Source organism: Mesorhizobium sp. WSM4844, from assembly GCF_055811775.1.
In genome coordinates, this window is record NZ_JBVVQB010000076.1 from 1 (window position 1) to 26,805 (window position 26,805).

Below are 26,805 nucleotides of genomic sequence, written 5' to 3' on the forward strand. Positions count from 1 at the left end.
GCGCAGGCCGCGGTCGAGCTGATCGAGAGCGGCTATCCCGACCTGACGCTGGTGACGCCGGTCGGCCATCAGACGCCAGGGACGCCGCTACCCGGACGGCGCTCCGCCGCCTGAGACAGTTCGATAATTCTCTTGAACGTTGTCGACCAGAGTTTGCAGCAGCGGCGGCAATAGCGCGCTCTTGCCTTCTCCCCCTGTGGGTCCCCTTGTGGGAGAAGGTGGATCGACGCGCAGCGCCGAGACCGTTGAGGGGTGTTGGACGGATCGCGGTTTTTGCCAAGCTGGAGCACCCCTCATCCGACCGAGCTTCGCTCGGCCACCTTCTCCCACAAGGGGAGAAGGGGGAGCCAATCGCGAACGTCAGCGATTTGCGTGACGATGGTGCTGGACGGAGCGCCAACGCCGGGTGATCTCGCCCGATGCCGCATCAGCCCATCGCCCCTAGGGGAGCTAAATCACTTACTTCCCGGAATCTCGGCAGCGTTCAGCTGTCGTCCTCCGCTGGCACAGCCTGTCCGGCCGTCTTGCGGCGCAGCATCTTGGTCAGCTTCCAGATCGTCGGGCTGTTCTTGACGAAGGCTTTCAGGCGCGCGCCTTGCCGCAGGACAAACACCAGCGCGCGGCCCTTTGTCGTCAGCGGAACCAGGACCTCGAAATGCCGGGTTTCGATATCGCACCACAGCCGCTTGTAGGGTTCGTCGCCGACCGAGAAATCATAGACATCGAACCCCTTCTCGCAGGCTTCCTCGATGTTGTCGAAGAACAGGAAGTCGCCGGGGCTGGCATGGGCAAGGTCGTCGTCGGCGATCGCTCCGAATTCGCAGATCAGGCGTTTTCCCGAGCGGCTCGATCCGGTGACAGCGCGAAGCTTGCCGGCGACTTCGAGCCCATGCAGCACGAAGGACGGCGTGTCGTCGCAGAGCGCTTCGACGAACAAGGCGCGGAAGAAAGCACGAACCTGTGGCTCGCCGAAGACGTTGGCGATGCCCATCTTGCGGAAGCGGAACTCCTTCATCTCGAAAAACGCATCGAGCAGCCTGTTCACCTCGTCCGCCGTCCGGGCCTCGATGCGGCGGTGGCTGCCGACGGCCCCGAACTTGCGCGCCTGCGAGCGGTGCCTCTTGCGCCTGCGCTTGCCGCTGGCGCGGGAGAGCAGGGCATCAAAACCTCCCGCCAGGTCGACGGCCAGCGACAGGTTGGGGCTGGGAAAATGCGGGAGGGACAGAAGCGGATTGGCAACGCGGTCGAGATCGGGCAGCAGCCGTTCCAGCGAGACGAGGTCGATGTCCGGCCGCGCCCTGGCGATCGCCGCCAGCATCGAGCGGATCGCCGCGCCATCCGCCCTGGTCAGCCAGGACGGGTCGGCGGCGGCGAAATTGCCGTTGGCATGGCGGCCGCCCATGAAACGGGCGACGCGTAACGGACCGCGGCTGGTGACTTCCAGCGCCAACCAAAAAACCGGCCGGCCGTCAGCGCTCAGCGTCGCCAGGACGATGTCCGCTTCGGCATGTCTGGCCCAGTTCAGGATCCAGGCCGGGCTCTGCGCCGGCGCGAACAGCGCCGAACCGCAGAACTCGGCATAGGCCGCAAGTGCCGCACCGTCGGCGACCGACACCGACAGGCCGCCATGATCCGCAGGCACCGCGCGCGGCGCCGCCTGCATGGCCTCGAGCCGATTGCCGTCAAATGACGCGGTGGCGTCAACCATACCTCAATCCTTTAGGGCGTATTCACCGCGATTGGGGCGCGCATAGGCGCATTTCGTGCTTGGATGAGCCTAGGCGCAAAAGGTGAATGAATGATCGACGGGGGCGAGGCAATCCGGAAACTGGCGCTCAACGTCGTGCGCTATACCGGTCTTGCCCCGCTGGCCAAGCCGTTCGTCGGCGGCATCGGCGCCATCCTGATGCTGCATCGGGTCACCGCCACGCCGGAAAAGCCTGATAGCGTCAACCGGCATCTCAACATCGCGCCTGAGTTCCTCGACGCTGTCATCGCCGACATGAAGGCGCACGGCTATGCATTCGTCACCCTGGACGAGGCGATCAAGCGCATCAAGGCCGGCGGCAAGGTTGGCCAGTTCGCGGCGATCACCGCCGACGACGCCTACCGCGACAACATGACCGAGGCGCTGCCGGTGCTGGAAAAGCACGGCGCGCCGATCACCATCTATGTCGCGCCGGGGCTGATAAACGGCGCCGCCGATCTATGGTGGGAGGTGGTCGAGGACATCGTCAGCGCGCGCAACCGGCTGGTTTTGACGACACCGAACGGTCCGGTGACGATCGACTGCTCGACCCCGGGCAAGAAAATCCAGGCCTTTGCGCGCCTGCACGATTATCTGACGCTGGAGGTCCGCGAGGAGGACCAGCGCGCGGTGCTGCGCGAATTGGCGCGGTCGAACGGTATCGAGTTGGGCGCGCGCCAGAGCCTGTTGATGAACTGGGACGAGATCCGCGCCATGGCAGGGCATCCGCTGGTGACGATCGGCGCGCACACCGTCAATCATCGCAATCTGAAGCGGCTTTCCGAAGCCGATGCGCGGCACGAGGTCGACGGCGTCAGGCGCATATTGCAGGCCGAACTCGGCGAGGCGCCGCGCCATTTCGCCTATCCCTATGGCTATGCCAGTGCCGTTGGCGACCGCGAAGTCGGCTTTGCCCGCGACGCCGGCTATGTCTCGGCGGTGACGACACGCCACGGCGTGTTGCGCGCCAAACATGCCGGCTTCCTGCACGCGCTGCCGCGTATTTCGGTCAACGGTCGCTATCAGAGCGTTGCCCATATCCGCACGATGCTGTCGGGCGTGACGACGCCGCTGGCCAACGCCGGCAAGATGCTCGTCACCATCTAGTGGTTTGACACTCCGGTGGACGGCAAACCCTTTGCGGACCATCCCTGATGGGAGGTCAAGGGAACGTTGTGACCCGAGGCGGTCATTCCCGAACCGTCCGCCCAAGGTCTGAATCGACTATCAGGGCGGACGTTCAACGCCCTATTGTCGAAGGTCTCTTTGCAAGAAGAGACTGTGCCAGCGCGAGGTCGCGACCGGTAGGCTGGCAGATGGGCTAGTCTGGCGGAGCTGCGGCAGCGTAAAGGATAATCGTTTGAGGCTGAGTGAGCTTTACCCTCGCTACGCGCGCCAATCGGGAGTATAGTTGCGTATCGCTGGCTGGGACCTCACGGGGCCGGCGACTGAGAGCGCAAGACTCCCGCATCAGACTGGGCGCGCTCCAACCTGCAGCTGTTCGGCGCGCCCACGAGACTATCTGCCTCTGCCGGAACCTCTTTTTGCTCGGTTCCGACCGGAATTGTCGTTTGCAGTTCGGGAGAGGAAGCGATCCCATGCAGATCATTCAAAATCGCCGCACGTTCCTGGCCGGCTTGACGGCGGCCGGCGGAGCCCAACTCTTCAACATTCGTCCATCCAAAGCTGCGGGGGAGCCACCGCCGGAAACGACTTCCGTCCGTCTGGGGCGGTGGATCGATGGCTCCTATTGCTGGGCGTCGCTCTATCTCGCGGGCGAGTTGATGCGCGCCGACGGATTGACCGATGTCCGCTACGTGCAAGGCGACACCAACGTCGACAACACCGAGTGGCTTACCGCCGGCGTCACGGATTTCGATTTCAACATGCCGTCGATGCACATCCGGAGCATCGAATCAGGGGCAAGTATCAAAATCCTGACCGGCGTGCACACAGGCTGCTGGGAACTGCGGGGCAATGACAGCGTCAACGGCATTGCCGACCTAAAGGGCAAACGGGTCGGGATTTGGGCGTTCAACGACCACCCGCATGTCTTTCTCAGCTTGATGATCAACTATGTTGGGCTTGATCCCGTTCACGAGATCGAATGGGTGTTGGGCATCTCTCCGATGCAGGATTTCATCGAAGGCAAGGTCGACGCCTTCCTCGCCGGCATCACCGAGTTACCCGGTCTGCGCGCGAAGAAGATCGGCCACACGATCATCAGCAACGCCGTCGACCGGCCCTGGTCACAATATTACTGCTGCATGGTCGCCGGCAGGACTGATTACGTGGACAAGTACCCTGCTGCGACCAAGCGCATATTGCGCGCCATCCTGAAGTCCATCGATTTCTGCGCGTCGGATCCGGCATCGGCTGCGCGCGAACTCGTCGATCGAGGCTTTCTGCCCAACTATGACCTCGCTCTGATAACGCTGAAAGAGGCCCAGCACGACAGGTGGCGAGGTTACGATTCCGAGGATTCGGTCCGCTTTTATGCGCTGCGAATGCAGGAGACGGGCATGATCAAGTCGAGCCCGCAACAGATTATCGCCCAGGGAACAGACTGGCGCTTCCTCGACGAGTTGAAGCACGAGCTGAAACTGTGAGCGTGTGGCCGGCACGCAGTGCCGTATCCACGGAAGGGAGCGTCCAAATGCAGGTCATCCAGAACCGCCGCCGCTTCTTAGCCGGTATGAGTGCAATCGGCGCCGTTGGACTTGCCGGCGGTCGCAATTCATCCGCCGAGAATGCCCTGCTCGATACGACCACCGTCCGCTTCACCCATACCCCCGCCACCTGCAACGCACCTCTCTACCTCGCCGAGGAACTGTTGCGCGCCGACGGCTTTACCGGCCTCACCTATGTGGACGTGGATGCGGGCGTCAATACGCCGATGAAAACGACAAACGGCGAAGCGGATTTCGGGTTTGAGTTCGCCAGTGCGTTCGTCATCGCAATCGATGCCGGCACAGCAACTCGTCCAACAACAGCGTCCAACTGAAGGGGCGGCCGAGTGGATGCGCGTTCAGTGATTCAGTCCGACATCAGATTTGACCCGCGGATGACTCGACTGCCCGTTGGCCGAAGCTAACGATGGAGATATCCATGCAGAAGGTCCAAAGCAGACGCCGCTTCTTGGCCAATATGGCGGCGACAGGAGTCGCCGGAGTTGTCGGCACCCGAAATTCACGTGCCGAAGAGGGCGGTCTCGAAACGACCACGGTCCGGCTCGCAAAACTCCCTGCCATCTGCATGGCGCCACAGTACGCCGCCAAGGAGTTGCTGCACGCAGAGGGCTTTACCGAAGTTCGCTATGTTGCAGTTGAGCTAGGTGACGCAACGACGAAGAGTATTGCAGCAGGCGAGGTGGATTTTAGCCTGAACTACGCGGGAAATCTCATCGTGCCGATGGATCTTGGAATACCGATCACGGTGGTTTCCGGCGTGCACACGGGATGCTTCGAGCTCTTCGGGAGCGAAGGGATCCACCGCATCACAGACCTGAAGGGCAGGACCGTAGGCGTGCCAAGTATAGGATCAGGGCCCCACCTGTTCTTGGCAAGTATGGCCACTTATGTCGGGCTTGACCCTGTGAGGGACATCAACTGGGTTGCCAGTCCATCCATCAAGCCAAAGGAGCTCTTTGTTGAGGGCAAAATCGATGCATTCCTTGGCCTTCCACCCGATCCGCAGGAGTTGCGCGACCGCAAAATCGGTCACGTCATCGTCAATAGCGCTGTGGACCGTCCATGGTCGCAGTACTTCTGCTGCTTGTTGGCTGGCAATGCGGAGTTCGTTCGGAACAACCCTGTCGCCACCAAGCGCGTCTTGCGCGCCATTCTCAAGGCGGCAGACCTCTGCGTCGCAGAGCCGCAGCGCGTCGCGCAACAGATCGTCGATAACGGGTTCACCGCCAACTATGACTATGCCCTGCAGACGATGAATGAAGTGCCTTATGGCAAGTGGCGCGAATACGAGCCCGAGGACACCGTACGGTTTTACGCCTTGCGCCTGCATGAGGCCGGCATGATCAAGACGAGCCCCCACCAGATTATCGCCAACGGAACGGACTGGCGCTTCCTCAACGAGGTGAAACGTGAGCTGAAGACGTGAGCGGGGGGGCGGGCACTCAGTGCCTTTCCAGGGAAGGAGAGCACCATGCAAATCATCCAGAACCGCCGTCGCTTCTTGGCGGGCGCGGCTGCAGCCAGCGCCGCGGGGCTCATCGGGACCGCGACACAGGCATGGGCCGAGCCACCCCCGGAAACGACCTCCGTCCGCTTGCCGCGGTGGATCGATGGCGCCTACTGCTGGGCGGGCCTGTATATCGCCGGAGAGCTGCTGCGCGCGGAGGGCTTCACCGACGTCCGTTACGTGCAAGGCGACAAGAGCGTCGACCAGTGGAAGTGGATTGCGCGCGGCGAGACGGATTTCAGTGTGAACTACGCGCCGATCCATATCGCCTCGATCGAGGCCGGCGTGCCGATCAAGGTCCTTACCGGACTGCATACCGGATGCCTCGAACTGATCGCCAACGACAGGATCAAAGACATCACGGACCTGCGCGGCAAACGGGTGGGCACGAAGACCTTCGATACGCCGTCATACGTCTATGTTGCCCTGATGGCCGCCTATGTCGGGCTCGATCCCGTCAACGATATCGAGTGGGTCATCGAGCAAGGCGATCCGGCGAAGAGCTTCGCCGAAGGAAAGTTCGACGCGTACCTCTTCACGCCGCCGCAGCCGCAGAAACTGCGCGCCAAGAAGATTGGCCACACGATCCTCAACACGACCCTCGACCGCCCCTGGTCGCAGCATTTCTGCTGCATGGTTTCCGGCACTGACGATTATGTGAACAGGTACCCGGTGGCAACCAAGCGTGTGCTGCGGGCCATCTTGAAGGGCGCCGATCTTTGCGCGTCCGATCCGTCATGGAGTGCCAGTCAGCTAGTCGATCGAGGTTTCCTGCCCAGTTATGATTACGCGCTGCAAACGCTGAGCGACACCCGATACGACACTTGGCGGGACTACGATGCCGAAGCGTCGATCCGCTTCTTCGCGCTCCGCATGCAGGAGACGGGCATGATCAAGTCGAGCCCGCAACAGATTATCGCCAACGGAACCGACTGGCACGTCCTTAACGAACTGAAGCGCGAGTTGAAAACCTAATCCCATTTCTCTCAAGGGGAGACGTGGACATGCAAGTCATCCAGAGCCGCCGTCGCTTCCTGGCCGGCCTTTCGGCAGCACAACACAGCATCCACCGGTCAGCGTTCTCGGTGTCACACTGGCCAGGATTTGGAACGGAGGTTCCCATGCATACCCTATACCCCGGACAGTTCAGCCGACGGAGGTTCCTGCGTGGGATAACGCTGGCGGGGACAGCGGGGCTACTGGGGTGGCACCCCAGGCGAGCCGCCGCTGCCGAGCCACCGCCTGAGACGACGCGGATCCGGCTCGTCCGGATTCCCAGCATCTGTCAGGCCCCCCAGTATGTAGCCGAAGAACTGCTGCGCGCCGAAGGGTTCACCGAGGTCACTTACCTCCAAAAAAAGGGGACCGCAGACATCGAGACGGCCCTCGCCTCCGGTGAAGCCGACCTCAATAACCTTTTCGCCGCCCCGCTCCTTCTCCGCCTGGAGGCGGGGGATCCCATCGTCATCTTGGCCGGACTCCACGTCGGCTGCTTTGAGCTGTTCGGGACCGATCACGTCCAGGCGATCCGCGACCTCAAGGGGAAGACCGTGGCCGTGCCGTCGCTAGATTCCGCCCCATACGTCTTTCTCGCCAGTATGACGGCATATGTGGGCCTGGACCCCCGTCATGACATACATTTCGTCACGCATCCGGGACCCGAGTCCATCCGGCTCCTAAGTGAGGGGAAGATCGATGCATACCTAGGCTTCCCCCCCGAACCGCAGGTAATGCGGGAGCAGCAGATCGGCCATGTGGTGATTGACAGCACCGTGGACCGGCCCTGGTCGCAATACTTCTGCTGCATGATGGCTGGGAACAGGGAGTTCGTCCGCAAGTATCCGGTGGCCACCAAGCGCGCCCTCCGCGCCATCTTGAAAGCGGCGGATGTCTGCGCCAGCATGCCCGAGCAGTCCGCGCAGTTCATGGTGGACCAGGGCTTTACTAAGCGCTACGACCTTGCCCTCCAGGTCATGAAGGAGATCCCCTACGGTCAGTGGCGCGAGTATAGCGCGGAGGACACCCTGCGCTTCTACGCCCTGCGCCTACACGAGGTCGGGATGCTCAAGAGCACCCCCCAGAAGCTCCTGGCCCAGGGCACCGACTGGCGTTTCCTCAACGAACTGAAGCGCGAGTTGAAGACGTGAGCGGGTGGCCGGCATGCATTCTGCTATTGGCGCTGCTTGTTCCTTGGCCGGCACATGCGCATGACGCGCCGCACGATCAGCGCCTTCCGATGATCGGGCCGGCGCCGGATTTTAACCTGATATCGCAGGACGGCGCGCGCGTGTCGCTTCGCGACTATCGCGGCAAGGTGGTCGCCGTCACTTTCATTTATGCCTCCTGCACTGACATCTGCCCGATGCTGACCGCCAACATGGCGCACGTGCAGGACAAGCTAGGTTCTGCGTTCGGGCCCAAGGTTGCTTTCGTTTCGATCACCGTCGATCCGGAGCACGATACGCCCGAAGTGCTGAAGCAATATGCACAGGACTTCGGCGCTGATCTGGACGGTTGGGCGTTTCTCACCGGCGATCCGACGAGCATCCGTGAGGTCGGACGGAAGTACGGCATCTTCGCGAGGAAGGTGGCGAAAGGAGACGTCGATCACACATTCCTGACGTCGCTCATAGACCCGACTGGCACCTTGCGCGTACAGTATCTCGGCGTCCGGTTCGACTTGGAGGAGTTCCGGGGTGACCTTCTCAGCCTCTTGGACGAATCCAAATAATATCACAAACCGGCTGGTCGGCTGGGTTGCGCGGTTGCCGGCCCGCGTCCAGACCAAGCTGCTGGTCTCGTTTCTGTCGATCGTTGGCCTGCTGATCGTGCTAGGGGCGGTCGGGTTGCAGGTGTTGAGCGGGGTCAACGATCAAACAAACGAGTTGATCAAGCTGCAGCGCAGGATCGCAGCCTACCGCCAGGTCCAGCACGACACGACAAACCAACTCTACAGCATCTCGACCGCACTCTTGCTTCAGGACGACCGGATGCTGGATGCAGCGCTGCGCCAGCTCAACCAGTTTGGCTACGACCTCGACCGCATGGAGTTCGTCGCCGAAGTTGAGGCGGACGTGCTCGGCCAGGTCCGGCAAGAGTACGACCGGTTTACGGCGGGGGTGACGCATGTCGTGGAGCTCGTCCGCGCCGGCCGCACGGAGGAGGCGCGCAAGGTTCAGCAGGCTGAGATCATGCCTTCGGCCGACGGCCTCGAGCGGCTGACGAACCAGTTGGTCAACATCGCCGAAGCCGACATGGTGACCGCCATCGAAACGACCGAGGGGGCGTACGGCACCTCCCGGCTGATCGTGGTCTCCTTTGCGATGGGCAGCATCCTGCTGGCGCTGGCGCTGGGCTACATCATCTCATGGTCGTTGATCGAGCCCGTCAAGAAGATCGAAACGCGTCTGCGCCAGATCGCAGCCGGGGAGTTTGCCCAACAGGTCACCGTCGTCAATCGGGACGAGCTTGGAGTGCTCGCCGGCAATGTCAACCAAACCTCCGAGCAGCTGGGGCGGCTTTACCAGGAGGTGCAGGCGCGCACGGCCGAGCTTGCGCGCTCGGTCGGCGAACTGGAGGCGCTCGGGGAAGTCAGCAAGGCGGTCAATTCGACGCTTGATCTCGACACGGTGCTGCAGACGATCGTGGCGAAGGCGGTTCAACTCTCGGAAACGGATGCGGGCACCATCTATGTGTTCAGCGGCACCAGGCAACAATTCCGCCCGCGCGCGACTTATGGGATGGACGATGAGCTCATTGCCGCGATTTCCAACCAGGCCATCGGGCTGAACGATCCGGGGATTGGCGACGCCGCATTGCGCCGCGCGCCTGTCCAGGTGCCGGATCTCAGTGTGCGAACGCCGTCTCCCGTTCAGAAAGTCGTCCTCGATGCCGGATATCGCGGCGTTCTGGTGGTTCCCCTCCTAAGGCCGAACAAGATCGTCGGCGCGCTCGTCGTCAGGCGCCGCAAGCCCGGTGAATTCGACCAGCAAATCGTCCATCTGATGGAAACCTTTGCAGACCAATCGGTACTGGCCATCCAAAACGCGAAGCTGTTCCGCGAGATAGAGGAAAAAAGCCAGGAGCTGGAGGCGGCCAGCCGCCACAAGTCTCAGTTCCTCGCGAATATGAGCCACGAGCTCAGGACGCCACTCAATTCGGTCCTGGGGTTCACCGAACTGTTGGTCGACGGGATATACGGCGAGCTCCCGGACAAGGCAAAAACGACGGTTGCGCGCGTGCAGGCAAACGGCCGTCATCTGCTGGGGCTCATCAACGACGTGCTCGATCTTTCAAAGATCGAAGCGGGCCAGCTCACGCTGGCGCTTGAGGATTATTCCGTTGGGCAAATTGTTCGATCGACCGTCACAGCGGTGGAGCCGCTGGCGCGTTCAAAAGGGCTTTCGCTCGCTGCCAAGGTCGCCGAAAACCTTCCGCTGGGCCGCGGGGACGAGCGCCGCCTGACCCAGGTCCTGCTTAATCTTGCCGGCAATGCCGTCAAGTTCACCGAGAGGGGCGCGATCGACATTCTTGCCGACGCGGTCGACGGACATTTCGAAATCATTGTACGCGACACGGGTCCCGGCATTGCGCCCACAGACCAGGCGCTCATTTTCGATGAATTCCAACAGGTCGACAACAGCAGCACCAGGCAAAAAGGTGGCACGGGTCTCGGCCTGGCGATCTCGAAGCGTATCGTGGAAATGCACGGTGGAACCATAGGCGTCGAATCCGTGCCCGGTTCAGGCTCGACATTCCGCATGACGATACCGATCCGGGTGGGAGAGGATGTGAAGGCAACATGAGCAAGAGAATCCTGATGGTGGAAGACACCGAGGACAACCGGCAGATCGTACGCGATCTCATCGCCACCACCGAATACGAACTGATCGAGGCCGCGGACGGTGCTGCCGGTGTCGCTGCCGCTGCAGCTGAGAAGCCAGACCTGATCCTGATGGACATTCAGCTTCCGGTGATCGACGGATATGAAGCTGCCCGCCGCATAAAGGCTGACCCGGCGCTCCGGCACATTCCGATAGTCGCCGTCACCTCCTACGCATTGTCGGGCGATGAGGCGAAAGCCCTTGCTGCCGGGTGCGATGGCTACATTGCCAAGCCATTCAGTCCGCGCCAGCTGCTTGCCAAGATCCGGGAGTTGCTTTCCTAGAGGAGACAGGGCCTTGCACGATCCGCCTCGCATTCTCGCCGTCGACGATACCCCGGAAAACCTCGAAATCCTGCGTATGCGCCTCGAGGCGAATGGCTACGAAGTGGTAACAGCAGCCGACGGAGAAGAGGGGCTTGCGAAGGTGCGCAGCCTCAGGCCGGACCTCATCCTCCTCGACATCATGATGCCGAAGCTCGACGGGATAAGCGTCGTGCGGATGCTCAAGGCAGACGTTTCGCTGCGATCGATCCCGGTTATCCTTGTCACCGCAAAAGCCGATACGCGGGATGTAGTCGAGGGATTGGATGCCGGCGGCGACGACTATCTAACCAAGCCGTTCGAGCACAGAGCGCTAGTGGCGCGCGTGCGGTCGATGCTACGCCAGAAGGCGCTTTACGACACCGTGGAGAGCCAGACGCGGCTCCTCGAGGATCAGGCAGCACAATTGGCTGCATGGAGTCGCTCTCTTGAACAAACAGTGGCGGAGCAGGTTACGGAGATCGAGCGAATGGGCCGGCTCCGACGGTTTCTTCCCGCGCAGGTCGCCGACCTTGTCGTTGCGGCAGGCAATGGCGACGCGCTTCTTCAAAGCCATCGTCGCGAGGTGACCGTCGTTTTCTGCGATTTGCGCGGCTTTACAGCCTTCGCCGAGACTGCCGAGCCCGAGGAGGTAATGACGGTTCTTGGCGAGTACCATTCCTGTCTCGGCGAACAGATCGTCCATCACGAGGGGACTTTGGAGCGGTTCGTGGGCGACGGTATCGTTGTTGTTTTCAACGATCCGCTGCCCTGTGCCGATCACACCGAGAGGGCTGTCTCAATGGCTGCGGCGATGCGTGACGCAATTGACGAGCATTCAGAGCGATGGCGTAAACGGGACTACTTGCTTGGCTTCGGCATCGGTATCGCCCGGGGACACGCCACCATCGGGCGGATCGGTTTCGATCAGCGCGCGGACTATGCGGTCATCGGCACTGTGTCGAACCATGCGGCCCGATTGTGCGAGGAGGCCAAGTCTCGCCAGATTCTCGTCAGCCAACGGGTTCTTGGCGCCGTCGAATCATTGGTCGAATCCGTTCCAGTTGGCGAACTGACACTGAAGGGGTTTCGCCGCCCTATGCTGGCTTACGAAATTGTCCGGTGGCTTGGCCGGTCAAGTTTATGAACGCAGCCCAATGAGTGACCCGCGGGCGGACAAAGCCGTCGGCATGAATGACCGCAACGGTGGAAAGCGGTCGTTCCGTGGGCAGCAAGCGAACGACAACAATTGGCGCCGCCGGCGCGTTCCGATTGGCGACACGGAAGGCAGAAAACCACCCTGAGTTTCCTCGGGCGTCAGGCTTTCACCGCGGCGGCGAGCGAGCCTCAGTTCTTCGGCCGCGGCGGCTCCAGGATCAGCCATTTGATGATGCCCATGGCCGGCAGCACCCAGAGCATGCCGCTGAGCAGGAAGAACAGGAAATGCGCCCACGGTCCCGATTCCGCCAGTTGCGCAACCGCCACGATCGATGCGACCAGCGCATAGACGATGACCAGCGCCACCAGCAGGATTGTTCCGATCAGCTTTTTCAGGCGAATGGGCATTTCGCGATCCGGTTGATCCCTATCGCTTAGGCCCAACGGAAGAGGCACGCAACAGCCAAGAAGCGGCGCGACGGCGTGCCGCGCTGTCCGGTCTTGCCAGTTGGATTGCGATGGTTCACCAATCCGCGACTGCAACCTGCCGGGACAAGACCATGGCTGCCATATCAGCTGCCGCGCCTTTCGCGGCCCGCGACCGCGACCTGCGCAACCGGGCGCTGGTGCGCGGCTGGCTCTACGTCGTGCTCCTGGTGCTGTTTGTGCTGGTGCTGGTCGGCGGCGCCACCAGGCTCACCGAATCCGGGCTTTCGATCACGCAATGGAAGCCGATCCACGGCATCATCCCGCCGCTCAACGACGCCGAATGGCAGGAGGAATTCCAGCGATACCGGCAGATCCCGCAATATGCCGAGCTCAACAAGGGCATGAGCATCGAAGCGTTCAAGTCGATCTTCTGGTGGGAATGGTTGCACAGGATCCTGGCGCGCGGTGTCGGCTTGGTTTTTGCCGTGCCGCTGGTGTTTTTCTGGGCGACGCGCCGCATCGAACGCGGTCTTGGTCCGAAATTGATGGGCATTCTTCTTCTCGGCGGCCTGCAGGGCGCGATCGGCTGGTGGATGGTGGCGTCCGGGCTGGTCGACCGGGTCTCCGTCAGCCAATACCGGCTGGCGACGCATCTGACGCTGGCCGCGCTGATCTTCACCGCGACCATGGTGGTCGCGCGTGGGTTGGCGCCGCATTCCGAGCCCGCCGCCGACCGTTCGACGCAGCGTCTGGCCGGCTTTCTGGTGCTGCTGGCGCTGATCCAGATCTATCTCGGCGGGCTGGTCGCCGGGCTCGATGCCGGCCTGAGCTACAACACCTGGCCGCTGATGGACGGCAGGCTCATCCCCGGCGACCTGTTGATCCTCGAGCCGGCATGGCGCAATTTCTTCGAGAGCCCGAAGACGGTCCAGTTCATCCACCGGCTCGGCGCCTACGCGATTTTTTTCGCAGCACTTTGGCACATGATCGCGACCCACCGCCGCCAGCCCGGCACCACCCATGCGCGCCGCGCGACGCTGCTGTTTGTGCTGGTGCTGGTGCAGGCCCTGATCGGCATCGGCACGCTGCTGATGCAGGTGCCGCTGCACATGGCGCTGACGCATCAGGCTTTCGCGCTCGTCCTGCTGGGGTTTGCCGCAGCGCATTGGCGCGGCACCAAGGGCGCTTATCCCATGCCCGATCAGATCGCCGTCAGAGGCTGAGCCGCAACGTCCGACAATCCGGCGGCGTGACTGCAAGCGGTCCGGACGGCCAGTTGGCGGATCGGACGCGGCCACGCCGCGCCCGGTCCGCCCTGACGTCAGCGAGCGGTGTCGATCTGCTTCAGCAGAAGCTCCACGCCCTCTTGGGAGGACAGGTCGGAGTTGAAGAATTTGGTGATGGCGTCCGCCACCGCGCCGCGCATCTCTCCGCTGCTGAGCATGCCGCCGTTGAGGGCGGGCAGCAGGGTGTTGCCCTTGTCCGCCGCCGTCAGATCATGCGCGGTGTCCTGCGCGCACTTGTCGAAGTTCGAGAGATCGACCCCGGTGACCGCCGGAACGGAACCCTTGGCGAGGTTGAAGCTCGCCTGAACCTGCGGTGTCATCAGCGTCGACGCCAGAAGCTCCTGGCCCGGCGTCACGTTTCCGTCGCCCGTCTTGAAGAGGGTGAACGAGTTCGCCACGTAGAGGAACACGCCAGAAAAATTGCTTGGCGCTGCCGAGCACAGGATGTCGACGCCCGGAGCGACCTTTGCTGCGGTGACCTCGCCCTTGGCCCAGTCGCCCATGAACTGGAAAGCCGCTTCCCCCTTGATCACCATCGAGGTCGCGATGTTCCAGTCACGGCCCGAAAAATTCGGGTCGACGTCGTTGCGGAGCATGCGCAGCTGGTCGAAGACATTGATCATCACATCGCTCTTGAGCGAGACTTCGTCATATTCGACGAGCGTCTTGCGGAAGAATTCGGGCCCGCCAATGCCCGCGACGACGATCTCGAACAGAATGGACTCCTGCCAGGACTGACCGCCATGCGCCAGTGGCACGATTCCCGCCGCCTTCAGCTTGTCGGCCGCGGCATTGAACTCGTCCCAGGTCTTCGGCATCTCGATGCCGTGCTCCCCAAGGATTTTCGCGTTCGCCCACATGGCGTTGAAGCGGTGGATGTTGGTAGGAACCGAAACGTAGTGCCCGTCGACCTTAAGCACGTCGGCGATCGAGGCAGGGAGAACCGAATCCCACTTCTCCTTCTCGGCGACCGCGTCGATGTCGACAAGATAGCCCTCGTCGTACCAGGACTTTGCGTCGGCCACTTTTGGGATCGCGGCGCTCGGAGCGTCGCCCGCCAGGATGCGGGACCGGAGGACCTGGTCATGGGTGTCGCCGCCGCCGCCGGAAACAGGCTGGTCGATCCATGTCCCGACGAGATTCTCGAAAGCCGTCTTCGCGGCGTTCATGGCAGCGGCCTCTCCGCCCGCCGTCCAGTAGTGCAGGACCGAGACGCTCTTGTCGTTCTGCGCCAACGCATGGCTGGCGGTCACAGCCAGGCCGACAGCGGCGATCAGGCCGTACGCATAAAGCTGATTGTACTTCATTGTCATTCTCCCATTTTGCCAAGATGTGCGCTGAGGTTTGTTCCCGTGGAGGATCGTTTCTGGTTGCCCCTGTCGGTCTCCTGACCCTGCAAGGTCCGGATTGCGTCTGCGTGCCCCCAGGGGTAGGGCACCATCGCGAAGGCGTCGCCGTCGCGGCGAACCCGTGTGAGACCTGGAAAGAAGAGGTGCATGCCCGCGACCAGACGTCCGCGGGCGGCCGTGTCCTCGAGGATTTGGCGGCGGGTCGCGGCCGCCTGCATCGGGTCGACATCGTAGGACATCGCCGCCTCCGGCCGCCGGAACTGCACGATCGGCCAATGGATGACATCGCCCCAGATGAGGAGCTCGTCGTCACCCGACTTGATGAGGTAGCCGGTATGGCCGGGAGTGTGGCCGGGCAGGGGGACGGCCGTCACACCGGGAAACACCTCGCCGTCGACGAACGGCTCGATCTGGTCGGCATAGGGGTTCAGGAACCGGATGACGTGGTCGGCCTCATGCCTGACGTGCTCGATCTCTTTTGAAGCGGGTTTGTCCGAGAGCCAGAATAATTGTTCCGAATGCGCCATCCTGATCTTCGCGTGCGGAAAAACCTTGCTGCCGTCGGCATCGAGCAGGCCGCTGACATGGTCCGGATGGATGTGGGTGAAGAGAATGGTGTCGACGTCCTCGGGCAAGATCCCCGCCGCCGCGGCGTTTTGGAAGAGCTTGCCCGCGGTGGTGTCGATATGAGGGCCCGCTCCCGTGTCCACCAGCGCGCTCCGTCCCTGCGACCGGATGAAGAATGCGTTCGTCGTGCAGCGAGGCTCGGCGGGGAAGAACGAGTCCGCGAACAGCTGTCCACACTCTTCGGTCGAAATGCCCCTTACGGCGTTGATGTCGCTCGACAGCGAGCCGTCGTTCACGCAGATGACCTCGATGTCGCCGACGAGGACCTTGTAATAGCCCGGCACCTGGGTGAATTCGCTGTTCAGCACGCGGCATGCTCCTTGACGATGTTCAGGCGGCGTTCGGTGGAGGCGTCGAAGACCAGGAGGTCCCTTCTGTCGAAGGCGATGCGGATCGGCGCGTTGGCCTGCGCCTCGCCCGGCCGGAGCCGCGCGACGATGGTGCCGCCATGGAAGTTGACGGTGGCGATGAGGTCGGACCCGGTGTTCTCGGTCGCAGAAACGATGCCGTCGAGTTCGCAGGCGCCCCCGGCTTGGGGGACGCTGGCGTCCACGACGCGGACGCATTCCGGGCGGATGCCGAGCAAGACCTCCTGGCCGTCGCGGACACCCTCCAGCGAGGCCTGCGGAAATTCGCTGATCGCGGCGCGGCTGTCGCTTTCCAACAGGCGAAGCGTCGCCGACGCGTCCGAAAGACCAATGCTCGCCTTGATGAGGTTGATCGTCGGCGACCCGACGAACCTGGCGACGAAGAGGTTGGCAGGCGCGCGGTAGATTTCGTCCGGCGAGCCGTACTGCATGACGTTGCCGTCCTGCATGATGGCGATCTTGGTGGCCATGGTCATGGCCTCGATCTGGTCGTGCGTCACGTAGACGATGGTGGTGCCGAGCTTCTCGTGGAGCTTCTTGATCTCGGCGCGCATCTCGGTGCGCAGCTGGGCGTCGAGGTTCGACAGCGGTTCGTCGAACAGGAAGATTTTGGGTTGGCGGACCAGCGCCCGCGCCATGGCCACACGCTGCCTTTGACCGCCCGACAGGTGCGCAGGCTTGCGGTCGAGCAGATGACCGATGCGTAGCGTCTCGGCTGCGGCGGTGGTCGCCCGGCTCCGTTCCTCCCGCGACACGCCCCGCATGCGCAGGCCGAACGCGATGTTGTCGCGGGCGGTCATGCTCGGGTAGAGCGCGTAGGACTGGAAGACCATGGCGATGTCCCGGTCCTTCGGGGCCACGTCGTTCACCACCCTGCCGCCGATGCTGATGTCGCCGTCGGTGATGCGGTCGAGCCCGGCGATAAGGCTGAGCAGCGTCGACTTCCCGCAACCCGATGGTCCCAGCAGGACAAGGAAGGCACCAGCAGGGACGTCGAGGTCAATGCCCTTGAGCACTTCGACGGGGCCATAGCTGCGTTTGACGTTGTTGAGGGTGAGTGCGCCCATTTTGGTTATCCCTTTACCGAGCCGGCCGTCAGGCCGCGCATGAAGTACCGACCCGCCAGGATGTAGACGAGAAGCGTCGGCAGCGACGTGATCAGGGCTCCCGCCATGTCCACGTTGTATTCCTTCGCACCGAAAGTCGTGTTCACCAGGTTGTTCAGGCTGACGGTGATGGTCTGCGCTCCTCCGGAGGTGAAGGAGGCGGCGAACAGGAACTCATTCCAGATGCTGGTGAACTGGAAGATCAGCGCCACGACGATCATCGGCGGCGAGATCGGCAGGATGATGTGCCAGAAGGTGCGGAAGAAACCCGCACCGTCGATCTTCGCCGAGCGGACCAGCTCGTCTGGAATGGTCGTATAGTAGTTGCGGAAGAACAGTGTCGTGAACGGGATGCTGTAGGCGGTATAGACGAGCCACAGGCCGTAGGTGGAGCCGGAGAGCCGCATCGCGCCGAGCGTCTGGGCGATGGGGATCAGGACGGCCTGGTAGGGAATGAAACAGCCGAGCCAGATCATCGTGAACACCGTGTCCGCGCCCCTGAATTTCATCTTGGTGAGGGCGAAGCCGTTGATCGCGCCGAGAGCGGTGGTCAACAGCACGACGGGCACCGTGGCCAGGACCGAGTTGAGGAACGAAGCCTGCAGGCCCTCGCATCGGGTTCCGATGCATGCCGTGGTCCAGGCCTTTACCCAGGCGTCGAAGGTGATCTCCTTGGGCAACGACAGGAGAGCGCCAGACGCGATTTCGCTAGTCGGCCGCAGCGACGTCACCACCATGACGAGGGCCGGCACGGCGAACAATGCCGCCAGCACGATCAGGACGCAGTAGAGCAGGGCGCGCGACGCCGCTGCGCCGGCGGTGTTCTCCGCCGCGATTTCAAGCGTTGGTGCCACGTTTTCCTCCCATCAGAACGTACGGGGACACAAGGACGAGCGAGAAGACGAGGAGCGCCATGGCGCTCGCCGCGCCGACCCCGAGCTGGTTCCGGGCAAAGGACATCTCGTACATGAAGGTCGCCGGGAAGGTCGACGCGTAGCCCGGGCCTTCGGCGGTCATCGCCACGACCAGGTCGAACGTCTTGAGCGCGAAGGCCGTCAACAGCACGAAGACCGTGACGAAAGAGGAGCGGATGGCGGGGATGATGACGTGCCAGTAGAGCCGCGCCGTGCTCGCCCCGTCGAGACGGGCCGCCCTCACCATTTCGTCGTTGACGCCGCGCAGTCCCGAAAGGAAGATCGCCATCGAGAAACCCGCGACCTGCCAGACTGCGGCGACGACTACGGCGTAGAGCACCGTCGACTCGTTGATGATCCAGTCGAATTTGAATGCCGACAATCCGAGGTCATGCGCCAGCGCCTCGATGCCCGTTCCCGGATTGAGGAGCCATTTCCAGACGACGCCAGTCACGACCAGCGACAGCGCCGCCGGATAGAGGAAGATCGTCCGGAAGAACCCTTCGGCTCGGACGCGCTGGTCGAGGAGGATCGCCAGGCCAAGACCCACCGCCATCCCGATCGCCACATAAAGGACCGTGAATATGAAGAGGTTGGAAACGGCGACGACCCAGGAGTCGAACTGCCAGAGCTTGTAGTAGTTCGCGAGCCCGACCAGCCTGGCGTTCGGCGTCATCTTCGACGCTGAGAACGAAATGTATGCCGTCCAGCCGATGAAGCCGTAGATGAACAGCAGCGTGATGCCGAACGAGGGGCCGATCGCCACAAGCGAACCCGGCACGCGGGGCCGCCACATGCGATCGGGCGCGCCCGTCGTGAGCCGCACTTTATCGTAGACCATGGTCATTCGGCCACCAGGAGCTTTTCCGGTGCCAGCCAGAAGGGTGGCAGGCACAGCGGCGTATTGGAGAGAGGCAGGATCGAGGGCTTGAGATCGACGCCGATCTTGTCGCGCATGAAGGCGCGGCGCTTCTGGATGCGCTGCCAGACCGCGGGATATCTTTCCTCGATCTCGCGACGGAGGCGTTCGTCGGCGAACACCACGCTATCCTCACAGTTAAGCGCGCGTCCGGTGCGCTGCGGGACGGGGATGATGTCCACCTGGAACGGCATGCCGGACGCGATGGCGTCGGCGCTGCCGGGCCGGATCGGCGTGTTGCTCCACTCGTCGTAGCTGACCAGGTGGCCGGGATTGAGCGCGGGGCGAAGACCGGATTGTGCCAGCGTCTCTTCGACGGCCGAATAGACGTCGCCGCCCTTCGCTCCGATGTCTGCCGCCTGGTACCAGGACGCGATACCCTTGAAATAGCCGGCGGCCACGGCGAGGAACTCGTCGTTGGTTTCGTCGAGAAGGCCGGCTCGTGAAGACAGCGTCCCCCAGTAGCCTACGGCGGTGGTGACGCCGTCGCCGCGCTTGAGGACACGGGCCGTCGGGCTGGCAAGACCGACGACCTCTCCAGTCCCATCGCTGGATGAGAACATCATGTGGCAGCTCAGCGGTTCGCCCGCATAGCCCATCCGGGCAGCGGCCGCGAGTTCCGTGTCGCCGACCTTCGCGCCCTGCACGATCGACCAGACGGCGGTGGAGGCACGGGCAGCGGCCCATTCGAAGGCGGCGATGGAGTCGGCGCCGACGACCGCCCGAAGGCCTGTCGTCTGGTGCATGAGGACCGATGTGGCGTCGGAGAGCGCCGCGGCATCGACCACGATGCGCTGCAGCGTCGAGACGAGCATGGCGGGCACGAAGTAGGACGCGCCGTTCAGTTCCCATGCGTCGGCTTCAAGGTACTTCCAGCCGACGATGCCGACCGTCTGCCCCTTGCCGATGCCTGCTTCCCGCAGGACCGCCTCGAGGCTCGGCGCCACCGACCTGTCCTGGCCCATCAGGCTCAGCGTCTGGCAGAGCACGAGCTCGAAATCCTGAAGTCCGGCGCGTGGGGCGTAATGGTAGCTCTCATTGCCGCAGACGAGGATTTTGCGGCCGTTCGGGCCGAGGAGAAGCAGCGCCTCCTCGAAGCGGGGATCGAAACCCGCGAGAAACATCGTGTTGGCCGAGTGCTCACGGTCCGCATACACGACCAGCCAGTCGCGGCCCGCGGCGCGGCAGGCGTCCCGGCAACGACGTTCGTAGGTCGAGGCGGGTATGCGTGGCCGCTGAACTGGGACTTCTAGACCGGGGGCTTCAACATTCGCCAAACGCACGGGCATGCAATAACTCCGGGATGGTTGCTATTTTTTCGAGGATGCGGAAACGGCATCGTTGCCGAGACGCCACGGGGTCACGTCGCTGGCCTCCGCGCTGGTGCAGCCGTAGAGAGCGATCGCGAGAGCGCCGAGCGGCGGCCCGTCACCCAGCGCCGAGGCTTCGATGGCGCAGACGTCGGCAACGGCGGAGATGGCCAGAGCGTTGAAGGCCTGCCTGGTGCGACCGACGAAGTGCCGGGAGTAGCTGGCGAGAAGACCGCCAAGCACGATCGCGGAGGGGTTGAAGGTGTTGGCGATGTTGGCGAGACCGATGCCGAGGTGATCTGCGGCTTCGTGGAAGATTTCCAGCGCGCCCTGGTCTCCGGAATCGGCCAGCCCGGCCAGTTCCGAGACCGACGACACCGCCAGGCCCTTGTCATGGGCGCGGGCAAGCAGGGCGTAGTCGGCCACGTAGGCCGAGAGGCATCCGCGTTTTCCGCAATGGCATTCCCGGCCGTTCGGAACGATCTTGTTGTGACCGATCTCGCCGCCGAAACCCGAAAAGCCGCGGTAGATGCTGCCGTCGAGCACGAGGCCGCCACCGACACCGGACCCGCTTTCGACATAGATGAAATGCTCCCGGTCGACGCCCGCACCGAGCAGGCTTTCCGCAAGGGCGGCGCCGTTGGCGTCGTTGTCAATGTACACGGGTACGCTGATGGCGCGTTCAAGGATGTCGCGCAGTTGGACGTCGACCCAGCCGAGGTTCGGTGAGCGGGCGACCTTGCCCGCCATGGTCACCAGGCCCGGCACCGAGACGCCGAGCGCGAGCAGATCGTTGGCGCTCCGGCCGAGAACCGCGCACATGTCGGTCATCGTCTGGTTGACGACCTCACCGACTCGGCTGGGTTCGAAGGGCATGATGCCGCTGCTGGTCTTCAGGACTGTGCCGTCGAGCCCGCTGATCACGTAGTCGATACGGTCGGGGTGGAAGTAGACGCCGGCGAGAAGCCAGCCTTTGGAGGAGATGTGGATGCCTTCGCCCGGACGGCCCGGCCTGTTGTCGGAGACGCGCTGCGTTCGCTCGATGAGGCCCGCGGCTTCGAACCCCTTGATGACCGTGGAGACCGTCGACTTGTCGGCTCCGGTCTTCCCTGCGATCTCGCGCTGCGAGATGCCGGGTGTGAGCCGGATCGCATGGAAAATCCGCGACGCGTGGTAGTGCCTGATCGTGGAGGTCTGCATGGTTGCCGCCAACTCTCGTTTGTGAGGGCAAGCTAACATAGTTTCTCCGAGAGTCAAACTAATATTTGTCTTTGACTCGGACAAATAGGCTGTGACCTGTCTGCGTTTGCTCGGCGCGGTGGCGGAGGGCGTCTGTCAATACGGCATCGTTGCTCCCGCGGCGCACGTATTCGCAGCCAGGTCAGGCTTGTGCAGGGGGGAAGACCAACCTGTTGATGGTTTTGGCTCGCTGCAACGTGGGTCGTCACCGTGACAGCAATCGGCGGGGAGGGCGCCTCCAGCCTATCCCATGCCCAACCAGATCGCCGTCAGAGGCTGAGCCGCACCGTCCTGATATCAGTGGCAATGGACAATTCGCGACTTTCCTCGACCGCATTGCCGTCTTCATGATGCCATGACGCCGACAGGCAGCCATAGGCGATGGCGTGATCCAGGATGGCTGGCGGCGTCTGGCCGAGCGTTCTGGCGAAAATCTCGGCCATGTCGGCAATCCGGTTGGGATCACGGCAAAGGTCGTCGCGGTCGAGCGGATTGTAGAACATGTTCGCCGCGTCGAAGCCGGGATCGCCGAGAACGCCCTTCGGGTCGATCGCCAGCCAGCCGCGCGCTCCCAGCATGATGTTGTCGTGATGCAGGTCGCCATGCAGCGGCAGCACGTCGACAGGATTGGCCAACAGCCGTTCCGCGGTCGCAGCCGCTTCGACGTAAAAGCTCTTTTCGCCGGCGTCGCGATCGATCTTCGCCTTGTTGAACAGACTGGAAAACCGCACCCGCAGCGGCTGAAGGTCTGGCGGGGCAGGGTGGTCGGATGGCGAGAACAGTCTTGCCATCACTTCGGCCGCGATTGCTGTGGCGGCATTGTCGCCTTGCTCGGCGAGAACCTGTGACAGCAAGGTTTCACCGGCATATTCGAGCAGCATGCAGTGGCCGTCGCGGCCGAGCAGCCGTACCGCGCCTTCGCCGCGCCGCCAAGCGAGGAAATGCTCGCCGCGCAACTCGTCTTCGACGTCGTCGAAAGCCTTGAGCGCCTTGACGATCGCCGGCGAACCGTCCTCGCGAACAACCTTCCAGATGCGGCTGCTGAACGTCTCGGCAATCAGTTCTGGCGCGTCGACCTTCCAGCGGCTTGAAAATGCCGGAGCGTCCATTCAGTGGTTGAGGCCGAGCATCAGATCCATGTTCTGCACGGCAGCGCCCGAGGCGCCCTTGCCGAGATTGTCGTAGACGGCGAACAGCAGCGCCTGGGCCCTGTCGTCGTTGGCGAAGACATGGAGCATCATCCGGTTGGTGCCGTTGTAGACTTCGGGATCGATCTCCGGCACGCGCTCCAGATGCGCATAGGGCGCCACCTCGACCACGCCGCCATCGATGGCGGCGAAATGGTCGGCGATCGCCGCATGAAGCTCGGCGCCGGTCGGCACATAGTCGAGGCCGCCGAGCTGCAGCGGCACCACGGTGATCATGCCTTGCGCGAAATTGCCGACCGCCGGCTGCATGATCGGATCATGCGACAGCTTCGCATAGGTCCTGAGCTCCGGCACATGCTTGTGCTGCAGGGTCAGCCCGTAGGGCAGGAATTCCGACGCTTCCTCGCCCTTGGCGACATAGTCCTCGATCATCGGCCGGCCGCCGCCCGAATAGCCCGTAATGCCGTTGACGGTGACCGGAAAATCCGCCGGCAACAGCCCGGCCGCCACCAGCGGCCTCAGTGTCGCGATCGGCCCTTGCGGCCAGCAGCCTGGATTGGTGACGCGCTTCGCCGAAGCGATCTTGCGCGCCTGAGCCTTGTCCATTTCGGCAAAACCATATTCCCAACCTTCTGCCACGCGATGCGCGGTCGAGGCGTCGATAACCCTTGTCGTGTCGTTGCTGATCAGCGAGACGCTTTCCTTCGCGGCTGCGTCCGGCAGGCACAGGATCGCGACATCGGCGGCGTTGAGGAACTCGGCTCTGGCTGCCGGTTCCTTGCGGCGCTCGGTCGGAATCGAGATGATCTCCAGGTCGCCGCGCTCGGCAAGCAGCGCCCTGATCTGGAGACCGGTGGTGCCGTGCTCGCCGTCGATGAAGATTTTCGGTTTCATTTGCCTGCCTGAATTCCCTGATACTTCGAAATTATATGCCACTTGCCTGGTTCAATCCGGCAACAATGTGATTGCCGTTGTTCAGCTCTTCGAGCCGGGCCTTTCGTTCCGCCAGCAGCCCGAGATAGTGCATGGCCACCGTCGACCCGGCAATTGCCGTTATATCGGCGTGATCATAGGCCGGCGCAACCTCAACGACATCGGCGCCGACGATATCGAGCTGATTGATCTGGCGCAGCACCGACAGGATCTTTGCCGAGGACGGCCCGCCGGCGACCGGTGTGCCGGTACCGGGCGCGAAGGCCGGGTCGAGGCAATCGATGTCGAAGGTGACGTAGGCTTTCTTGCCGCCGGTGCGGTCGACGATGGCATAGGCGATATCGGACGCGCGCATGTCCTCGATTTCGTGGCCGTAGAGGATCTTGATGCCGAAGCTGTCGGGCGCATGGGTGCGGATGCCGATCTGGATCGAACGGTCGGGATCGATAATCCCCTCCTTGACCGCACGGCCGACGAAGGAGCCGTGATCGATGCGCTTGCCGTCGTCCGGCCAGGTGTCCTGGTGGGCGTCGAACTGCACCAGGGCCAGCGGACCGTGGATGGCGGCATGAGCCTTGAGCAGCGGCCAGGTGACGAAATGGTCGCCGCCGAGCGATAGCAGGAAGGCGCCGGATTTCAGGATCTTTGCCGCCTCGCGCTCGATCGTCCCCGGCGTCTTCTGGTGGTTTCCGCTGTCGAGCAGGCAATCGCCATAGTCGACCACGGCGAGATGTTCGAACAGATCGCGCGAGAACGGGTATTGCGGGTCGTTGTCGAGAATGGTCGAGGCGCGGCGAATCGCCTGCGGTCCGAAACGCGCGCCCGGCCGGTTGGTGACGGCGGCGTCGAAGGGGATGCCCCACACCACCGCGTCCGCGCCCTTCACGTCCTTCGAGTATTTGCGTCGCATGAACGACAGCGCGCCGGCATAGGTCGGCTCGAAGGACGCACCCGTCCTGGCCCGGGCGGTGAAGGCGTGGTCGATGTTGGTGTTCGGCATGAAGCGATCTCCTGTGCGTCGAGGCGCAACCTTATTGGATATAATTCCAGGAAATGCGACCCCTTCCGAGGGCCATGGCCGTTCGAACACGGTCACAACTTCTTGCTTGCCAGGTGAGCCCCCGCATGGCCAACCCGGAATTTGCGTAGATATGCACGAATACAACCGAAAGTAGCAGCCGTCCTTGCGCGGGATGGTTGTCAGCCGGGGAACGCAGCAGATTTCAGCACGCCAAGCCGGCCACCGGCCGCCAGGACGGCGGCATCGATCTCGGCAAGTCGAGATTGAAGAACAGCCGCTTCAGCCGGCATTGACCTGACTTTCCGGCATTTGCGAAGCCGGCTTCGTTCACTGGGCTGTCACGCGCGTCGCTTATCCGGGTTTGCATCCGGTAGGAGCGATTCTCATGCGAACGACCTGGCTGAACCTTGTGCTTGCCGCCGCCTCGGTGCTGTTCACTGGCTCGGCATTGGCTGGCGAAACACGCGCCAGGCAGATTCTCGACCGTTTCGAACACGCCAACCAATGGCGCGACCATGTCATGGTGGCGGCACACCGTGCCGGCAGCCTGCAGGCCCGCAAGACGCTGTTTGCGGAGAACTCGATCGCCGCCCTCGAGGCATCGATCGTGCTTGGCGCCGAAATCGTCGAGGTCGATGTCAGGCGCTCGAAGGACGGCCGGTTCGTCGTCATGCATGACAGCTGGCTCGACCGCACGACGAACTGCAAGGGCGAGGTGGTCAAGCGCACGCTGGCCGAACTCAAAACCTGCAGGCTGGTGATCGAAGGCACCGGCGCCGTCACCGACGAGCCGGTTTCGACGCTGCGCGAGATGCTGATGGCGACCAGGGACAGAATCCTCGTCAACATCGACAACAAGCTCGACGTCGACAGCCTGGCCGGCATGATCGCGGTGGCGCGTGACCTTGGCATGGCCGAACAGGTGATCGTCAAGGAGAACCTGTGGAACCCGGCCAGGATCACCACTGTCAAGGCAGCCATGGGCGCGATCGGCAGCGGTTTCCAATTCATGCCGATCATTGCCGACGACGCGGTTCGCGACGCCGGTTTTGCCGAGAAGGTCAGCGGCGCCTTTTCGCCGCGCGCGGTCGAGATGATCAACTGGCGGGACGGCGCCGAGACGCTGACCGAGACCGGCGGTCCGCTGTTCAGCCCGCGCATGCGCGCCGCGGCGATAAGGGGCGACTGGCACATCTGGGCCAATACCTACGCCATCGTCAACAAGCCGGGCGGCTTCCTTGCCGGCGGTCGCGGCGATGAACTGGCGGTGTTCGCCAGCCTGCCGCGCGAGACCTACGGCTTCTGGGCCGAGCGCGGCGCCACCATCATCCAGACCGACGAGCCGAAAGCGGCAATCGACTGGCTGGCGGCGAACGGCTACCGCGTGCCATATTCGGATGAGGCGCGCCCGGCGGAGCCAGCGAATACGGCGAGCATCAACTAGTTCCTCTGCACCGTGGATTTGGTTCTTTGACCGGCGGTCGCGCTGCCGGCCGGCCTGCAGCCACCATCTCTGACGCTGGGGATTAGCCACAGGCCACCATGCCTTCGTCATCCCACGGCGGAGCAAGGAGCGAAGCGACGCGCCGCAGACCCTGGGATCCATTCCGTGATATCCGCCGAAGAATGCAGCGGCTCAGAATAAAAGCGCTCTGTAGCGATCCTTCGCGCCCCCCTCTGTCCTGCCGGACATCTCCCCCACAAGGGGGGAGATTGGCAGCTTCGCGAACAGCGCCCTTTTTGCAAGGCTGGTAGTTGGCGAAATCAGTGATGAAGGCCAATCTCCCCCCAAGTGGGGGAGATGCCCGGCAGGGCAGAGGGGGGCGCTATCCCGCCAGCCTGTCGATCATGGCGAGATTGGCTCGTTGC

Annotated in this window: 24 protein-coding genes; 12 read left to right on the top strand and 12 right to left on the bottom strand. The window is 63.0% G+C overall.

The genetic code is table 11. The annotated features are described in order from the left end of the window. Window positions 1–484: 484 nt before the first annotated feature. Window positions 485–1,708: a GNAT family N-acetyltransferase gene (locus AC0L2A_RS32960; RefSeq protein WP_473612377.1), complete on the bottom strand. Its 1,224-nt coding sequence runs from the start codon at window positions 1,706–1,708 to the stop codon at window positions 485–487. A gap of 90 nt (window positions 1,709–1,798) precedes the next feature. Between AC0L2A_RS32960 and AC0L2A_RS32965 the strand changes: the two genes are divergently transcribed. From AC0L2A_RS32965 to AC0L2A_RS33010, 10 genes are all read left to right on the top strand, one after another. After that, on the top strand, window positions 1,799–2,854 hold the full coding sequence (locus AC0L2A_RS32965; protein WP_473612378.1) for a polysaccharide deacetylase family protein: 1,056 nt from the start codon (window positions 1,799–1,801) through the stop codon (window positions 2,852–2,854). Window positions 2,855–3,291: 437 nt separating this feature from the next. Beyond that, window positions 3,292–4,356: an ABC transporter substrate-binding protein gene (locus tag AC0L2A_RS32970; RefSeq protein WP_473612380.1), complete on the top strand. Its 1,065-nt coding sequence runs from the start codon at window positions 3,292–3,294 to the stop codon at window positions 4,354–4,356. 47 nt (window positions 4,357–4,403) lie between these two features. Next, on the top strand, window positions 4,404–4,751 hold the full coding sequence (locus tag AC0L2A_RS32975; protein ID WP_473612381.1) for a hypothetical protein: 348 nt from the start codon (window positions 4,404–4,406) through the stop codon (window positions 4,749–4,751). Between the two features lie 104 nt (window positions 4,752–4,855). Beyond that, window positions 4,856–5,863: an ABC transporter substrate-binding protein gene (locus AC0L2A_RS32980; protein WP_473612382.1), complete on the top strand. Its 1,008-nt coding sequence runs from the start codon at window positions 4,856–4,858 to the stop codon at window positions 5,861–5,863. Between the two features lie 45 nt (window positions 5,864–5,908). Continuing rightward, window positions 5,909–6,919, top strand: a complete 1,011-nt coding sequence (locus AC0L2A_RS32985) for an ABC transporter substrate-binding protein (RefSeq protein ID WP_473612383.1) — start codon at window positions 5,909–5,911, stop codon at window positions 6,917–6,919. A 146-nt stretch (window positions 6,920–7,065) separates the two neighbouring features. Beyond that, window positions 7,066–8,091: an ABC transporter substrate-binding protein gene (locus AC0L2A_RS32990; RefSeq protein WP_473612385.1), complete on the top strand. Its 1,026-nt coding sequence runs from the start codon at window positions 7,066–7,068 to the stop codon at window positions 8,089–8,091. 26 nt (window positions 8,092–8,117) lie between these two features. Further along, window positions 8,118–8,675, top strand: a complete 558-nt coding sequence (locus tag AC0L2A_RS32995) for an SCO family protein (RefSeq protein WP_473612386.1) — start codon at window positions 8,118–8,120, stop codon at window positions 8,673–8,675. Then, window positions 8,641–10,749: a sensor histidine kinase gene (locus AC0L2A_RS33000; RefSeq protein ID WP_473612387.1), complete on the top strand. Its 2,109-nt coding sequence runs from the start codon at window positions 8,641–8,643 to the stop codon at window positions 10,747–10,749. The genes AC0L2A_RS32995 and AC0L2A_RS33000 overlap by 35 nt, the downstream gene beginning before the upstream one ends. After that, window positions 10,746–11,111, top strand: a complete 366-nt coding sequence (locus tag AC0L2A_RS33005; protein WP_023798364.1) for a response regulator — start codon at window positions 10,746–10,748, stop codon at window positions 11,109–11,111. The genes AC0L2A_RS33000 and AC0L2A_RS33005 overlap by 4 nt, the downstream gene beginning before the upstream one ends. A gap of 13 nt (window positions 11,112–11,124) precedes the next feature. Continuing rightward, a complete protein-coding gene (locus AC0L2A_RS33010) occupies window positions 11,125–12,276 on the top strand; it encodes an adenylate/guanylate cyclase domain-containing protein (protein WP_473612389.1) in 1,152 nt (383 codons plus the stop codon). A gap of 200 nt (window positions 12,277–12,476) precedes the next feature. On the opposite strand, the gene AC0L2A_RS33015 is transcribed toward AC0L2A_RS33010, so the two are convergent. Continuing rightward, window positions 12,477–12,695, bottom strand: a complete 219-nt coding sequence (locus AC0L2A_RS33015; protein WP_023798362.1) for a DUF2842 domain-containing protein — start codon at window positions 12,693–12,695, stop codon at window positions 12,477–12,479. 152 nt (window positions 12,696–12,847) lie between these two features. Here AC0L2A_RS33015 and AC0L2A_RS33020 point away from each other — a divergent pair, with 152 nt between their 5' ends. Then, window positions 12,848–13,939: a COX15/CtaA family protein gene (locus AC0L2A_RS33020; RefSeq protein ID WP_473612390.1), complete on the top strand. Its 1,092-nt coding sequence runs from the start codon at window positions 12,848–12,850 to the stop codon at window positions 13,937–13,939. Between the two features lie 98 nt (window positions 13,940–14,037). Here the strand turns inward: AC0L2A_RS33020 and AC0L2A_RS33025 are convergent, their stop codons facing one another. The 10 genes from AC0L2A_RS33025 to speB form a co-directional block, all read right to left on the bottom strand. Then, complete coding sequence (locus AC0L2A_RS33025; RefSeq protein WP_473612392.1) at window positions 14,038–15,309, bottom strand: ABC transporter substrate-binding protein; 1,272 nt, start codon at window positions 15,307–15,309, stop codon at window positions 14,038–14,040. 2 nt (window positions 15,310–15,311) lie between these two features. Beyond that, a complete protein-coding gene (locus AC0L2A_RS33030) occupies window positions 15,312–16,286 on the bottom strand; it encodes an MBL fold metallo-hydrolase (protein ID WP_473612393.1) in 975 nt (324 codons plus the stop codon). After that, complete coding sequence (locus tag AC0L2A_RS33035; protein WP_473612395.1) at window positions 16,280–17,413, bottom strand: ABC transporter ATP-binding protein; 1,134 nt, start codon at window positions 17,411–17,413, stop codon at window positions 16,280–16,282. The genes AC0L2A_RS33030 and AC0L2A_RS33035 overlap by 7 nt, the downstream gene beginning before the upstream one ends. 5 nt (window positions 17,414–17,418) lie before the next feature. Beyond that, window positions 17,419–18,306, bottom strand: a complete 888-nt coding sequence (locus AC0L2A_RS33040) for a carbohydrate ABC transporter permease (protein WP_473612396.1) — start codon at window positions 18,304–18,306, stop codon at window positions 17,419–17,421. Beyond that, window positions 18,290–19,213, bottom strand: coding sequence for a carbohydrate ABC transporter permease (locus AC0L2A_RS33045; RefSeq protein ID WP_473612398.1), 924 nt, complete (start codon window positions 19,211–19,213; stop codon window positions 18,290–18,292). The genes AC0L2A_RS33040 and AC0L2A_RS33045 overlap by 17 nt, the downstream gene beginning before the upstream one ends. Beyond that, window positions 19,210–20,574: a M24 family metallopeptidase gene (locus AC0L2A_RS33050; protein ID WP_473612399.1), complete on the bottom strand. Its 1,365-nt coding sequence runs from the start codon at window positions 20,572–20,574 to the stop codon at window positions 19,210–19,212. The genes AC0L2A_RS33045 and AC0L2A_RS33050 overlap by 4 nt, the downstream gene beginning before the upstream one ends. 21 nt (window positions 20,575–20,595) lie before the next feature. Further along, window positions 20,596–21,795 (bottom strand): ROK family transcriptional regulator, encoded by a 1,200-nt coding sequence (locus tag AC0L2A_RS33055; RefSeq protein WP_473612400.1) that lies wholly within the window; start codon window positions 21,793–21,795, stop codon window positions 20,596–20,598. Between the two features lie 308 nt (window positions 21,796–22,103). Next, window positions 22,104–22,943: an aminoglycoside phosphotransferase family protein gene (locus AC0L2A_RS33060; protein WP_473612402.1), complete on the bottom strand. Its 840-nt coding sequence runs from the start codon at window positions 22,941–22,943 to the stop codon at window positions 22,104–22,106. Then, window positions 22,944–23,876, bottom strand: a complete 933-nt coding sequence (gene argC / locus AC0L2A_RS33065) for an N-acetyl-gamma-glutamyl-phosphate reductase (protein ID WP_473612403.1) — start codon at window positions 23,874–23,876, stop codon at window positions 22,944–22,946. It abuts the gene before it with no gap. A gap of 31 nt (window positions 23,877–23,907) precedes the next feature. Then, window positions 23,908–24,915: an agmatinase gene (gene speB / locus AC0L2A_RS33070; RefSeq protein ID WP_128246689.1), complete on the bottom strand. Its 1,008-nt coding sequence runs from the start codon at window positions 24,913–24,915 to the stop codon at window positions 23,908–23,910. A 406-nt stretch (window positions 24,916–25,321) separates the two neighbouring features. Here speB and AC0L2A_RS33075 point away from each other — a divergent pair, with 406 nt between their 5' ends. After that, window positions 25,322–26,380 carry a glycerophosphodiester phosphodiesterase family protein gene (locus AC0L2A_RS33075; protein WP_473612405.1) on the top strand — a complete coding sequence of 353 codons (1,059 nt, stop codon included), beginning with the start codon at window positions 25,322–25,324 and terminating at the stop codon, window positions 26,378–26,380. Window positions 26,381–26,805: the final 425 nt, after the last annotated feature.

Excerpts from the sequence above, each read along its gene's own strand:
- AC0L2A_RS32960 (WP_473612377.1), bottom strand. The coding sequence starts at position 1,708 with ATGGTTGACGCCACCGCGTCATTTGACGGCAATCGGCTCGAGGCCATG.
- AC0L2A_RS32965 (WP_473612378.1), top strand. The coding sequence starts at position 1,799 with ATGATCGACGGGGGCGAGGCAATCCGGAAACTGGCGCTCAACGTCGTG.
- AC0L2A_RS32975 (WP_473612381.1), top strand. The coding sequence starts at position 4,404 with ATGCAGGTCATCCAGAACCGCCGCCGCTTCTTAGCCGGTATGAGTGCA.
- AC0L2A_RS32980 (WP_473612382.1), top strand. The coding sequence starts at position 4,856 with ATGCAGAAGGTCCAAAGCAGACGCCGCTTCTTGGCCAATATGGCGGCG.
- AC0L2A_RS32985 (WP_473612383.1), top strand. The coding sequence starts at position 5,909 with ATGCAAATCATCCAGAACCGCCGTCGCTTCTTGGCGGGCGCGGCTGCA.
- AC0L2A_RS32990 (WP_473612385.1), top strand. The coding sequence starts at position 7,066 with ATGCATACCCTATACCCCGGACAGTTCAGCCGACGGAGGTTCCTGCGT.
- AC0L2A_RS33005 (WP_023798364.1), top strand. The coding sequence starts at position 10,746 with ATGAGCAAGAGAATCCTGATGGTGGAAGACACCGAGGACAACCGGCAG.
- AC0L2A_RS33015 (WP_023798362.1), bottom strand. The coding sequence starts at position 12,695 with ATGCCCATTCGCCTGAAAAAGCTGATCGGAACAATCCTGCTGGTGGCG.
- AC0L2A_RS33020 (WP_473612390.1), top strand. The coding sequence starts at position 12,848 with ATGGCTGCCATATCAGCTGCCGCGCCTTTCGCGGCCCGCGACCGCGAC.
- AC0L2A_RS33025 (WP_473612392.1), bottom strand. The coding sequence starts at position 15,309 with ATGAAGTACAATCAGCTTTATGCGTACGGCCTGATCGCCGCTGTCGGC.
- AC0L2A_RS33035 (WP_473612395.1), bottom strand. The coding sequence starts at position 17,413 with ATGGGCGCACTCACCCTCAACAACGTCAAACGCAGCTATGGCCCCGTC.
- AC0L2A_RS33045 (WP_473612398.1), bottom strand. The coding sequence starts at position 19,213 with ATGACCATGGTCTACGATAAAGTGCGGCTCACGACGGGCGCGCCCGAT.
- AC0L2A_RS33050 (WP_473612399.1), bottom strand. The coding sequence starts at position 20,574 with ATGCCCGTGCGTTTGGCGAATGTTGAAGCCCCCGGTCTAGAAGTCCCA.
- AC0L2A_RS33055 (WP_473612400.1), bottom strand. The coding sequence starts at position 21,795 with ATGCAGACCTCCACGATCAGGCACTACCACGCGTCGCGGATTTTCCAT.
- AC0L2A_RS33060 (WP_473612402.1), bottom strand. The coding sequence starts at position 22,943 with ATGGACGCTCCGGCATTTTCAAGCCGCTGGAAGGTCGACGCGCCAGAA.
- argC (WP_473612403.1), bottom strand. The coding sequence starts at position 23,876 with ATGAAACCGAAAATCTTCATCGACGGCGAGCACGGCACCACCGGTCTC.
- speB (WP_128246689.1), bottom strand. The coding sequence starts at position 24,915 with ATGCCGAACACCAACATCGACCACGCCTTCACCGCCCGGGCCAGGACG.
- AC0L2A_RS33075 (WP_473612405.1), top strand. The coding sequence starts at position 25,322 with ATGCGAACGACCTGGCTGAACCTTGTGCTTGCCGCCGCCTCGGTGCTG.